General features: G+C 68.2%; 8 protein-coding genes. 4 read left to right on the top strand and 4 right to left on the bottom strand.

All coding sequences use genetic code 11. The features are described from left to right. Nucleotide 1: 1 nt before the first annotated feature. A complete protein-coding gene (gene rmuC / locus AB0L65_RS17005; RefSeq protein WP_364245943.1) occupies nucleotides 2-1,654 on the top strand; it encodes a DNA recombination protein RmuC in 1,653 nt (550 codons plus the stop codon). A gap of 416 nt (nucleotides 1,655-2,070) precedes the next feature. Here rmuC and AB0L65_RS17000 read toward each other — a convergent pair whose 3' ends face one another. Further along, nucleotides 2,071-2,424: a transposase gene (locus tag AB0L65_RS17000; RefSeq protein ID WP_364245940.1), complete on the bottom strand. Its 354-nt coding sequence runs from the start codon at nucleotides 2,422-2,424 to the stop codon at nucleotides 2,071-2,073. A gap of 288 nt (nucleotides 2,425-2,712) precedes the next feature. Between AB0L65_RS17000 and AB0L65_RS16995 the strand changes: the two genes are divergently transcribed. Continuing rightward, nucleotides 2,713-6,165, top strand: a complete 3,453-nt coding sequence (locus tag AB0L65_RS16995; protein ID WP_364245937.1) for a DNRLRE domain-containing protein — start codon at nucleotides 2,713-2,715, stop codon at nucleotides 6,163-6,165. A 52-nt stretch (nucleotides 6,166-6,217) separates the two neighbouring features. Continuing rightward, nucleotides 6,218-6,838, top strand: a complete 621-nt coding sequence (locus AB0L65_RS16990; protein WP_364245935.1) for a DUF6461 domain-containing protein — start codon at nucleotides 6,218-6,220, stop codon at nucleotides 6,836-6,838. Nucleotides 6,839-7,376: 538 nt separating this feature from the next. Here the strand turns inward: AB0L65_RS16990 and AB0L65_RS16985 are convergent. Next, nucleotides 7,377-8,054, bottom strand: a complete 678-nt coding sequence (locus AB0L65_RS16985; protein WP_364245932.1) for a hypothetical protein — start codon at nucleotides 8,052-8,054, stop codon at nucleotides 7,377-7,379. 1 nt (nucleotide 8,055) lies between these two features. Beyond that, entirely contained in the window at nucleotides 8,056-8,328 is a 273-nt protein-coding gene (locus AB0L65_RS16980) for a hypothetical protein (protein ID WP_364245929.1), read from the bottom strand. A gap of 347 nt (nucleotides 8,329-8,675) precedes the next feature. Here AB0L65_RS16980 and AB0L65_RS16975 point away from each other — a divergent pair, with 347 nt between their 5' ends. Then, nucleotides 8,676-11,435 carry an AAA family ATPase gene (locus tag AB0L65_RS16975; RefSeq protein WP_364245926.1) on the top strand — a complete coding sequence of 920 codons (2,760 nt, stop codon included), beginning with the start codon at nucleotides 8,676-8,678 and terminating at the stop codon, nucleotides 11,433-11,435. Here the strand turns inward: AB0L65_RS16975 and AB0L65_RS16970 are convergent. Beyond that, complete coding sequence (locus AB0L65_RS16970) at nucleotides 11,416-12,399, bottom strand: DUF5996 family protein (protein WP_364245923.1); 984 nt, start codon at nucleotides 12,397-12,399, stop codon at nucleotides 11,416-11,418. The genes AB0L65_RS16975 and AB0L65_RS16970 overlap by 20 nt on opposite strands. Between the last annotated feature and the right edge of the window lie 544 nt (nucleotides 12,400-12,943).

Raw genomic sequence — 12,943 nt, 5'->3', positions numbered from 1 at the left:
GATGACTTCCTTCTACCTTGTCGTGCTGGCGATCGCACTCACTCTGGTCAGCGCCACGATCGCCTATCTGATCGCCCGTGGCCGCGCGGCGGACGAACGTGTCGCGTTGAAGCTCGCCCAGGAACAGCGAACCCAGGCTGCCGAGCAAGCGGATGCGCTGCGTGCCGAACGAGACCGGGCCCAGAGACAACTGGCCGATTTGAGTCAGGCACACACCGCCGCGCTGACCGAGCGCAGGACACTGGACGAGCAACTCGGTCGGCTCAGCGCTGAGTTGGAGGCGACTCGGAGCAGCCTCCGGCGGGAGGAAGCCGATGCACAGCGTCTGCAGCTAGAACTGCAGTCGGAGCAGGTGCGGGGAGCGGAAGCTGGTCGTCGTCTCCGCCAGACCGAGCTCTCGATCGCTGAACTGAAGGCGAAGGAGTCGGTTCTTCGCGCGGAGATCCAGGACTTGAAGACGCAACTCGCCGAGCTGGTCATGCAGAAGCAGGCACTGCTGGAGCAGGCCGCGACGGTGCATGCCGTCCGCCAGGAACTCGATCAGACCCGCTCGGACAACAACCGGCTCCTGGAGGAGACGCTGCGCGCGGCGACCGCCGAGATGCTGAAGAAGTCCCAGGCCGAGCTGGTGACCAAGGCCGAGGCAACTCTGAACGCGGCCAGCAAGCCGGTCCATGATCAGTTGGCGGCGATGGACCGGCAGCTCAAGGAGTTCTCCACCACCCGCATTGCGGCCGAGGCCACGATGAGCCAGCAGCTCATCGTCCTGACCGAGGAGGGACAGCGGACCCGGAAAGAAACCCGGGCGCTCGTCGAGGCGCTCAAGAAGCCGCAGGTGCGCGGATCTTGGGGCGAGATGCACCTCAAGAGGGCAGTCGAACAGGCGGGCTTGGTCGAGCGGTGCGACTTCGACACTCAGGTGCACTTCGCCGACAGCGAGGGTTCGCTCCGGCCTGACATGGTGATCCACCTGTCGGGCGGCAAACATGTCGTCGTGGACTCCAAGGTTCCGATGGCCGCGTTCATGTCCGCGATCGAGGCCGTCGATGAGACTGATGCGGACAAGCACTGGGCCGACCACGCCCGGCAGCTACGGCAGCACGTAGATGCGCTCGGGAGCAAGGAGTACTTCCGGAAGGTCGCCGCTTCGCCGGAGTTCGTCGTGCTCTTCGTGCCCAGCGACGCCTTCCTCCAGCCGGCGCTGGTGAAGGACCCAACCTTGCACGAGTATGCGATCGCCAAGAACGTCCTGATCGTCACGCCGACCTCGCTAATCGCCCTGCTCCGCACCGTGGCATTCGCGTGGACACAGGCGGCGCTACAGGACAACCTCAAGGAAGTCTACGATCTCGGTCGCGAACTGTACGAGCGGCTTTCGGTCATGGGTGGGCATCTGAACACCCTGGGCAAGTCCCTCGACCGGTCGGTCAAGGCATACAACGACACAGTCGGGTCGATGGAGGGCCGGGTCATGGTGACCGCGCGCAAGTTTCACACACTCAAGGTTGTGGAAAGCCAACTGGTCGAGCTCAAGGCGGCCGAGCAGGGTACGCGACCGCTAGGTAGCCCAGAGCTCGTGGAATCGGCTAACGCCACGGCAGGCGTCCGAGCGATCCCGCCAGCACCTGGCACGGAAAACGGGATCGCCGGTTGATGAAGGATCATCGCGGCGTCGGGCCACCCCCGATGCTCCACCACGTAGCCGCGGACCTCGTCACCCAACACGTCGGCGTCCCATTTGGCGCCGGCCAGCAGGTGCTCGAACCGGTTGGCCTTGGGGTGGCCGATGTGACCCGACATCTGCCAGGAGTTCTTGCGCGGCGCCTCGCCGAGGAAGGCCCGGACCAGTTCACCAAAGACAGCGCGTGGTTCCGAGCGTTTGCACAGCATGTCCGCGATCCGCTCGGCCAGGGACCTGAGCTCGCACGGACGTGCCCAGGTCCTGCGCGCCCACCGGCAGGAGCGCCTGGCCATGGACGAGGCATGGACGAACGCCGCGTTCGTCGTCACCCAGCCCAACGGCAGCCGCCTGCACCCCCAGCACGTCTCCGACCAGTTTCTCTGGCTCGCCTATCTGGCGGGTCTGCCACCGATCCGGCCGCACGACCTGCGCTGCTTACCACCTGCCGCCAGTAGGCCTCGCTCCTGCAACGCAGCCAGCAGCAGATCGAGTGGCTTCTCCTCCAACTCGTGCGCGATCACCCGGGAGCGGAACTCACTCGGCACGCCGGCGTCAAAGCCCGGGTCATCCAAGTCCAGGCCGAGCGCGTACTTCCAGGTCAGATCGGTGGCCACCGCCTCGGCGGCCTGCCGGTCGGTAAGGTTACCCACCCGCTGCAACACCGTGACCAGCGCCAGCCGTCCCAGCGACCAGCCCTCCCGCCCGAAAGCGCCCGCGAACACCTCGCCCAACTCATCACGCACCTGAGCCGGTAACGGCACCTGCCTCTAACCTCGATAGATCGCCCGAATCGCCGCAGCGACCTCGGGCGTCTGACCCTGACCGAGGGCAAGGGCGGCCGGCTGCTGCTGAAGGGCAAGGACAAGAAGCTGGCCGCCAACGGGACCCGGCCTACCGTGTCGGACGGCGCAGGCAAGGACCGTCCCGCGTCGATCAACCGTGGCGAGGCCGACACCGACGTGGTCACCAAGGGCGGCCGCACGGAGCTGCTGGTCAAGCCGGACCAGGCGTTCCTGGCCGACGCCGGCACCATGTACCCGGTACGGGTGGCGGCGGCGGTCACGCTGCCGGTGAACGCCGATGTGGAGGTGACCTCCGACAACGACGCCGACTTCCCGGGTGACCCGACGACGGCGTACATGATGGCCGGCACCAGGACCGGCGGGTTCAAGCACCGGGTGCACTTGAAGTTCGACACCCCGAACCTGACCGGCTCCACCGTCACCGACGCCAAGCTGTCGATGAACACCATTGACGCCCAGAGTTGCGGCGCCGCGCTCGCCAACGGCATCCAGGTCGCCCGTCTCACCGGCGCCTGGGACCCCGGCAACGTGTACTGGGCCAACAAGCCCGCCTTCACCACCGAGGACGCCTCGACCAACTTCAAGGGCGTCACCATGGACTGCGCCACCTGGCCGGACAGCATGGAGTGGAACGTCACCGGCATCGCCCAGGACTGGGCCGCCGGTGCCGCCGACCACGGCCTGGTGCTCAAGTCCCCCGGCGAGGCCAACGTCAACAACTACCGCGTCTTCACCTCGGCGGAGAACACCGACGAGTTCGGCAGCCCGCCGAAGCTGACCCTCACCACCAGCGGGCCGGCGTCCGCGCCGACCGTTTCCGCCCCGGCGATCAGCCCGGCGCAGACCGTGAACGGCGCGACGGTGACGACCTCGCTCACCCCGCAACTCGCCGCGACCGTCGCCGACACCGCCGGCGGCGGCAGCCTCACGGGCGAGTTCGAGGTCGAGCACGACCCGTCCGCGACCGGGCAGGGCAGCGGCCAGATCTGGACCGGCGCCTCGCAGGCGGTCACCTCCGGCGGACAGGCCACCCTGGGCGTCCCCGCTGGGAGGCTGGCCGACGGCTGGAAGATCCGCTGGCGGGTCCGCGCGGCCAACGCCGCCGCCTCGACCACGTCGGCGTGGTCGGACTGGCAGAAGGCCACGGTGGACGTGCCGAACCCCACCGTCGGTGCTTTCCAGGTCACCCCCTCCCAGGTGGTGGATGGTGTCACCGTGGCCACCAGCCTGACCCCGGCCCTGCGCGCCACGGTCACCGACCCGGCCGCCCAGCCGCTGCGGGCCGAGGCCGAGATCGAGCACGACCCAGCCGCGACCGGACAGGGCACCGGACAGATCTGGACCGGCAGCGCCGACAACGTGCCAGCCGGCGGCCAGGCGAGCATCGCCGTCCCGGCCGACAAGCTGGCCGACGGATGGAAGGTGCGCTGGCGCGCCCGCGCCGTCTCCGCCACCGCCACCTCTGCCTGGTCGGACTGGCAGTCCTTCACCGTGAGTCTGCCCAAGCTCACCGCCACCGGCCTGACCGTCACCCCGTCGAAGGTGGTGGACGGCGTGACGGTGACCGACACGCTCACCCCCGCGCTCCAGGCCACCCTCACTCACCCCACCGGCCAGGCGCTACGGGCCGAAGCCGAGATCGAGCACGACCCGGCCGCGACCGGCCAGGGCACCGGACAGATCTGGGCCGGCGGAGTCGATGGCGTCGCCTCCGGCGCCCAAGCCTCGTTGACCGTCCCCGGCGGCAAGCTGGCCGATGGGTGGAAGGTGCGCTGGCGGCTGCGCGCGGTCGCCGGCGACGCCTCCTCGGCCTGGTCGGACTGGCAGCAGGTGACCGTGGACGTCGTCCAGCCGGGTGAGGAGCCGTTGGCGCAGACCGCCGGACCGGTGATCCGTACCGACCAGAGCTTCACCGCCGCCGCCTGGGTGCGCTGGAGCGACAAGGACGGCGACTACACGATCATCGAGCAGAAGGGCGCCCAGCAGGCGCCGTTCAAGCTCGGCAACAGTGCTGAGCATGGACTCGAATTCACCTTCACCAGCGCCGATGTCGCGGGCGCGACCGTCGAAGGCGTGCTGTCCGGTGTCGAGGCGCCGGTCGGCCAATGGTTCCATATCGCGGGCGTGTATGACGCGACCACGAAGACGGTGACGCTGTACCTGAACGGTGCGGTCGTCAACTCCGCCGTGCTCTCCTCTTCCACATGGAACGCCGATGCCCCCATGACCCTCGGCAGCAGGATGCGCGGTGATCTCGACGATACCCAGATACATCAGGCGGTGCTGTCTCCTGTCCAGATCCGCACGCTGGCAGGGCTCGCGAACGGCGAGGCGCAGGCTGCACGGAGCGCGCCCGCCGTCGCCAACAGTCCGATGACCGCGTTGGACAACCCCGATCCCTTTCCATACTTCGACTACGACCACTACACGGTCGATAGCTGCCGGAAGGAGTCGGAAAAGGAGTCCGACAAGGACGACGACAGCATCTGGACGGCGGTTCGCCCGTACGGTGGTTGCATCGTTGCCTGGCATGGCGTCAGCCAGTGGGAGCCCGACTGGGACGGCCCGAGCGGCAAGAAGAAGCGGGTCGGCACCTACTCCGACGGTAAGTCGATCCAGATCTCCGAGGTGCAGAGCGACATTACGTTCCGCAGCACCATGGTGGTGAACACCTATCTGGGCAATGCGAACGGAACCGGTGTGGTGCCGAGCAAGGACGGTGTCACGGGGCAGCAGCCTCGCTATATCTCGATGTGGATGGCCATCGATAAAATAGATTACGATGGAATCTTCACTCCTAACGGCCTGCACAGGATGACGCTGGAGGTCACATCGACCGCGGGCGAGCCCAGTTCGACGTGTCTGACCGAGTTCGGTCAGAATAAAACGGCGCTCCTCAAAGAATGGGACGACGTCGGATCGCTGTTCTACTCGTTCGAGTCCTATCCCACGCAGGATTTCGGGCGCGGACAGGCTTGCAGCATCCGCCCCTGGGTCACCCTGCCGACCGTGTTCCAAGACGGCAGCGGGACCGCCACGCACGTCCCACTGTGGGATCGCAAGGTCACCGCTGGAACTGGCAGCATTCTCAAGAGGGACAACGCGCTCACGGTCAGGTGCGACAGCAAGAAGTTCGGGCCTGGGGCACCCCTGCCGAACACGCCGCCGGAGAAGGTGGTCAACTACAAGGGAGCATGCATCTTCCCCAAGGCCGCACGGGTCTACACCATGAGCATGAGTCATGTGCGAATGGGCGAGGTGGCCAAGCACGTGAACACGGCCTTCACCACGCCAGATCTCACCATACCCACGAGAACGAATCCGTCCAAGGTGTTCCCGGGCAACTGGAATGCGCAACCCGGTAGCCCGCAACGCGTGCGTCTGGAGCGGCTTTACAAGGGGGCGAAGGCGCCTGACGGCAGGACGTGGTATTCGAAGAACGTCGCCGAGAAGGAGCGCATCTGCGAACAGGCTTTCCCGAATGCAGCGGCGCAGGGCAAAGAATGTGATGAGTTCCCGTTCGCGGTGACATATGAAGGCGCAGGGAAGGGAGACGGAAACTACTCCATTCTTGCCCTCGACAGCAGCCACAACTCTAGTGAAGGCTGGCATCGCGTCGTCTTCTTCGCTCGATACCGGGTAGGCGGTGGAAACCCCTTCTGGGTTTCCGTCCAGCCGTAGCAAACATGCCGCCCGGCGCAACGCCGGGCGGCTCTTCCCAGGAATGGATTCAATGGCCGATCGTGAGCATCTCTACGAACTGCTGTGCTCCTATGATGAAGCGGAGGACCCCCTCCCCGCCTTCTACGCCGTCTGGTGCCAGGGCCCTGAGGAAAAGGAAGTCGCACGCCGCCTGGGCGCCGATCTGGGCTCGGCTACTGCAGCCAGGTTCGCCGACTGCGCCGGTATTGCCATGAATGTCTATGGCGATCGAGCCTTCCTCGCCGGGAGGGCGGGCACGTGGATCGCCGTCATTGGAGACCGCGTGTGCGCGAGCGACGCGGCTCTTCGAGTGATCTCCAGCGGTGGGGCCAAGGCCATCAGCATGGGGTGGGGCACGAGCGGTCCAGGTGTCCTCACCTATGCGAGCGATGGGGAGATCATCACCCAGTTCAAGATCACGAATCCCCGGGTGTGCTCCGGCGCGGATCCAGGTGCGCTGGATTCGTACATGACGGGGCTGCGTTTCGCGCTCAATGATGATCAAGAAGGAGCGTTGGGGCCCGTTGAGGTGGCCGAGAGCATCACTTCGTCATTGGTCCTCATCGGACGGGTCACTGGGGTGGAAATCAGCAGGAGATGGTTGAACGCCAGCCATACCCTCTATGTGATTCCGGAAGGTGACGCGGGGTGATCAAGGTCGGTCGCCTTGAGCGGGGTAAGTTGGCTCGCCATGCTGTGTCGTGGTCGTGGACGCGTCGACCTGACTAAGAGCCTGCTGACAAGGGCTTAAACAGCGCGTGGGTATGGGCCTGTAGAGGGCTGGTCCATCTTGTTGATGTAGCCCTGCTGGGACCATTGGGGCAGTTGAACACGGAAGCTGTTGACGTTCTCGATTCCGAGGATGGCGGCCAGTTCGCCGCTTTTCCACGCTCCCCTGTGGGCTCGAGAACTCGAATCGCTTCCAGCGCAGTGCCCTTCGTCCGTCGGGAGGAAGGGCTCAGCTGCGCGTCCGGGTGAATTCGGACCCTATTCGGAGGGACGGCGGCTCAGCGCCTACAATGACAAGCTGGAGCAGGCCGAGATCGGGTTCAGTGTCGAATTCGAGTCACTCAGCGGGAAGCCCGTGCCGAATCCAGACAGGCAGCGAAAAGGTCCGGACGATAGAAACCTGACGGAACAGTGACGCCCCTTCATGATCGACGCGGACACTGACGCGTGCGGCGTCCAGGCTAGAGACGGCAGCAGAAGCGCGGACGCCCGCTCATGGCCGGCGTCCAGGTGTGCCTGGGCCGCCTGTTGGAAGGCGGCCTCCAGTGCCGCGGGCTCCGGCGGGGCGTCACCATACGTGGTCTTCTGCCACCGGCCGAGGGCGGCGACAGCCCCTCGGGATCGCGCTCGCGCAACGCGGCGAACGCCGGCGCGACCGTGGCCGCCGAGACAGCGCTTGCATGCGCGTTCGCAACCAGCGACAACATCGCCAGCCCCAGTCTGGAGTCGGCACGGTACATGCGGCTCAGCCGGGAAATCGCCAGCTCGATCCACCCCATCCGCTCGTAGACCTCCACGAGGAGCGGCCCGGCCAGCTCATGCCGGGGAACGAGTAGACAGGCGGTGGACAGGTCGGAGTGGGCGGCGTCCAGCTCATCGTCCGCGAGGCGCACCCTCGCCCGGCGGCAGTGCAGCTCCGCAAGATAGCCGTCGAAGTCGAACGATGCGAGCCGAGCGCCGTCGACCGGCTTGAGCAAGACGGCGCGACGGGCCCACCGCACCATCACGATCGCCTCCTCCAGCACGGCGAGCGCCTCGGCAGCCGCTCCTCGCGCGAGCGGTTCGTGCGCGGTAGCCGGCGTCTCATCCGCGTGGATCACGATGCCTTCGGGCGGCAGACCGACACCGTCGTGGAACATCTCATCGAACGTACCCGGGCCCGCCGGCACGTGCCGTCTCGACCAGATGCGCCATGGACAGCGGGAGACGGATTTCACGATAGGTCGCCGCTTTCCAGATCGCGTCCGCCGCCACGAGCTCGTCGGGATGCTCCACCTTGTCTCGTGCGTGCCGGGCACGCGCGAGGGTGATCGAGTGGTTCTGGTCGAGGTAGACGATCGGTGGCATGTCCGTCCTGAAGGTGTGATGGCGGGGCGGGTGAAGCGAGTGTTCGAGCGGCTTGTAGGCGGTCAAGCCCTCACCCGCTACCTGGCGCACCACAACACGGCCTGGCCTCACCGCGGCATCGGGCCGTTGTCCCCATCACAAGCCGAAACAGGACCGCCAGCCCCCATCGGCCTCGCCAACCAACGAGTCCACCGCACAGCCATCCTCGGCGGCCTCGTCAACGAGCACCGGATCGCCGGCTGAACAGGTGACCGGCTGACATCACCCAAGAACCGGCAGTTCAGACACCGCATCCTATTGATGAGCCCCACAGGATCGGCTGGTCAATCGGTCGCCGCCGATGGCCATATCGGGCTGTAGCCTCGAAACGGGCGCACCACCGCGGCTTGGCGCGACGTTTTTTGGGGTGGGACATGGAGCTGTTCGGGCGGCTCGCTGAGACGGCTGCCCTCGACGGGCTGCTGGATCGGGCGGCGGATGGCGCGGGTTCCGGGCTCGTGCTGTGGGGCGAGCCGGGTATCGGCAAGACCGCCCTGCTCGAGTACGCCATCGCGGCGGCGTCCGACGCCGTCGTGCTCCGGTGCCGGGGCACCCGGATGGAAGCAGGGCTCGCATTCGCCACGCTGCACGAGCTGCTGTGGCCGGTCATGGACCGGCTGGAGACGCTCGCCGCCCCGCAGGCCGCGGCGTTGCGCGGCGCGCTGGGGATGAGCCAGGGCCCGACCAACCGCTTCCTCATCGGCGCGGCCGTGCTGTCGCTGGTCAGCGGACTTGCTCGGGAACGACCGGTGCTCGTCGTGGTGGACGACGCCCAGTGGGTCGACGAGGCGAGCGCGGAGTGTCTTGGCTTCCTGGCGCGGCGTGTGGCGGCGGACCGGGTCGTGGTGCTGCTCACCGGGCACGAGGATCCCGCCTCGGGACCGTGGGAAGGGTTACCGGCGCTGGAGGTGGTGGGCCTGGCCGACGACGACGCCCGGAAGCTCGTGGCCGCCGCCGTTCCGGGGGCCGACGAGGCGCTGGTCGACCACACGATCCGGACCGCGGGGGGCAACCCGTTGGCGCTGTACGAGCTGCCCACCCTCGAGGACGAGCCGAATGGTGACGCGGCGCTCGGGCGATTCGGGGATCTGATGCCGGTGGGGCCGCGGTTGCGGCGGGCGTTCGCTGCCCGGGCCGCGGCCATGACTCCGCCGGCTCGGGCGTTGTTGCTGCTGGCCGCGGCCGAGGACCGAGGTGACCGGCACGTCGTGCACCGCGCCGGAGCCGGCTGGGGCGTCGACACGATCGCCTGGGAGGAGGTCCTGCGTTCCGGGCTGCTCCGCGTCTCAGGGGCCCGGCTGGAGTTCCGGCACCCGCTGATCCGGGCGGCGGTCTATGACGGCGCCCCCTTCCTGGACCGGCAGGCCATGCACCGGGCGCTGGCCGCCGCCCTGCCGACGGATGCCACCGCGGAACGGGCCTGGCACCTGGCCGCCGCCGCCGACGGGCCGGACGAGGACGTCGCCACCCTGCTGGAGCAGGCCGCCGAGCAGTGCCTGCGACGCAGCGCGGGTCCGATGGCGGCTCGCATGCTGCGTCGAGCCGCGGAGCTCTCGCCGACGCCGGCCGCGGCTGCGCCCCGGCTGGCCGCCGCCGCCCGTGCCGCGTGGGACGCCGGCCGCGCGGAGACAGCGCGGCAGTTGCTCGAGGACGCCGAACGCCTGTGCGGTGAGCTTCCCGTCGCGCGGCTGAGCGGCGGATTGCGCGGGATCCTCGAGTTCGCCAACGGCATGCCCGAGCGTGCCCATCGCTACTTGGTCTGCGACATGGCCGTGGTCCCCGAGGCCCACCGCGCGGTGGAGCTGGGAACGGTGGCGGTCCGCGCCGCGTGGTCGGCCGGTCGGCCCGACCTCCAGCAGGAGGCGCTACAGCAAGTGCGGGCCGTGAACACCGACGGTGACCCCGCTCTGTCGGAGCTGTTGCCCGTGCTGCGGACCTGGTGGTCCTGCTATGACCAAACCGTTGAGGTCACCCCGACCTCCCTGGCCATGGCCAGCGGCACGGTCGGCCGGCTCGGTACGGCCGCGTGTGAGCTGCTCCCGCCCGTGCCATTGGTCCAGGCCTGGGGCATCGAGGGCGGGCTGCTCGATGTGCTGCGTGTGCAGGCCGCACAGCTGCGGCGCCGGCACGAGCTCACCGCACTGGCAGTGGTGTGCTCGCAGACCGCGATCCTCGACCTCGGTGCGGGCCGGTGGGATGCCGCCGAGGCCGCAGCGACCGAGGGGCTGCAGCTGGCCGAGGAGATCGGAGCGGATCACGTGGCGACGCAGTGCCACTCGTCTCTCGGGTCGTTGGCCGCCGCCCGGGGCGACAGCCGCGCCGTCGCCGAGCACACCACCCGGATCCTGCAGGTCTCGGTTCCGCGTGGGGTGCGAGCGCTCAGCGCATCGGCGTACTGGCACCGTGGACGGGCGGCGTTGTTGAGCGGTCGTCCCCAGGAGGCGCTGAGCGACCTGCTGTGTCTCGCCGAGCCCGGCCACGAGGCCGCTCACCCTACCTTCGCGTTGTTCGCCGCCGTGGACACCGTCGAGGCGGCGGTGCAGGTCGGGAACACTGACGTCGTCGAGGCTCAGGTCGTCATGGTGGAGGAGTGGGCACAGCGTACGGGCGCGACTTGGGCCCGCACGGCCGGCCACCGTCTCCGCGCCCTCGTCCCGGGTGGATCGGCGGCCGAGGCCTCGTTCCGAGCCGCTCTGGACGTCGTGGGGGCGGCGGGTAATCCGTTCGAGTACGCCCGCACCCGGCTGCTGTACGGGGAGTGGTTACGGCGGGCGCGCCGTCGGGCCGATGCCGGGCTCCAACTCGCCGGGGCCGCCGAGGTCTTCGACCGTCTGGGAGCGGGCCCGCTGCGGGCGCGGGCGCTGCGCGAGCAGGCCCTGACCCAACGACCGACCGCCCCCCGCGTACCCGATCCCGCAACGGCAGCCGGGCTGACCGCGCAGGAGCTGCGGGTCGCGCGGCTGGCCGCGGATGGTCTGACCAACCGGGAGATCGCGGCGCAACTGTTGATCAGCCCTCGCACGGTCGGCCACCACCTCGCCAATGTCTACCCCAAGCTGGGCATCACCTCTCGCGCCGACCTGGCCCGGATCGGCTTCGCGGGGGGCCTACGGTTCAGTACGGCCGGTGACTGACCCGGCGGTGGTCCTTGTTTCCTTGAGGTGCAGGGGTTCGGTGCCACCGGAAGGGGTCGTCTTCCAGAGCGGGGCGGTCCCATTGTCCGCGGTTCGCGGCTGCTTCATAGGTGGTGTGGAGGAATTCGGCGACCGCGCGGTCGGGGTCGGGTGCGGCGCGGGCGGCCTCGTAGGGCAGCAGGAACTGCTGGAACTCGGTGCTGAAGTAGGCTCCTTCGGGGCCGATCGGCTGATCGGCGAACCCATCGGGCTCGGGGTAGGCGTAGGAGTAGAAGGCGCCTTCCTCTCCACCGCCGGGCCAGAACCCGCAGCTGGACAGTTCCCGGGAGTAGCCCTCGACCATGACCCAGTCCCCGCAGTTGGGTACTCCACCAGGGTGCGGCGGAGCCGCCCTTCCGGAGAAACGGGTGCAGGCGAGGTCCATCCCTCCCCAGAAGAAGTGCACCGGGCTGACCTTGCCGACGAAGTGCGAACGGAACTCGCCGATCACCCGGTTCGCCTGCAGCAGCTGTCGCCAGAACAGGGTGGCCGCCTCGCCGTCGTAGGAGGCGTGGACGTGGTCTTCGGCGAAGGGGATCGCCGACTCGACCTCGTTGGGGTGCGGCCGGATCGGTGCCTCGATCCCGAGCTGGTCGAGCATGTCCAGGACCCGGGTGTAGAACTCGGCGACCGGCATCGGCCGGAGCGGGAGGCTCCGCGTGCCTCCGTCGCTGCTGCGGACCTCGAGCCGGTGGCCGACGAAGTCGAACTCGATCTCGAAGGCGCCTGTGCGGTGCGGGATGGCCGACGTCGTCAACCCGCGCGGGCTGACGTACAGGGTCACCTGCCACCAGTGGTTGAGCAGCGGAGCGTGGGCCATGCGAATCTTGCCCACGATCTGGGTCCACATGTGCAGGGTCTCGCGGGTGGGGGTCCAGTCCGAGACCCGCAGGCTCGGCCAGCTCGTCGTGGCAGGGCTGGTCATCGGTTATCACGTCCTTCGCGGCGCCACGAGAGAGTGGCGGTCGTGGTGTTCATGTCCCCGCGGACGGGCTCCACCGGTCATCGGTGAATTCCGCGCCTCGTGCCACAACGTTGGGCGGCGGCGCGGGGCCCGCAGTGCCCGACAACGACCCGCAGCAAGACCGGTATCAGTCCCTTGCGCATCGGGGCGTCGGTGACGTAGATGCCGGTTACAACTAGACGGACCCCGACCTCGACGTCGATCCAGACGAAGGAACCGTCTTCTCCTTGAGTACGGCGGCGCGTGCGGGGTGGCTCACGTGCCAAGTATGGGGCGCCGCGGCCCCCGCCGGATCGGTCGGTCAATCTGTCGGTCCATCGTGATCGATGAGGGGCGATGGTCGGGCGTCGGAAGGTACGGACTCCGGACTCGTGGTGTGGGGTGAGCTGGGGATCGGACGCATCCGGGGCACCGCAAGGGCGCGCTCACCGTCGAACCACGGTCGCTCTGCCCGCCTGGCGGCTGCTCGTGCCGCGGAAGTGGTCCGGGAAAACGCTCGCCGACC

It is taken from the genome of Nonomuraea sp. NPDC052116, from assembly GCF_040680035.1.
GTDB classification, from domain to species: Bacteria; Actinomycetota; Actinomycetes; order Streptosporangiales; family Streptosporangiaceae; genus Nonomuraea; species Nonomuraea angiospora_A.
This window is presented reverse-complemented; position numbering and strand designations above follow the sequence as displayed.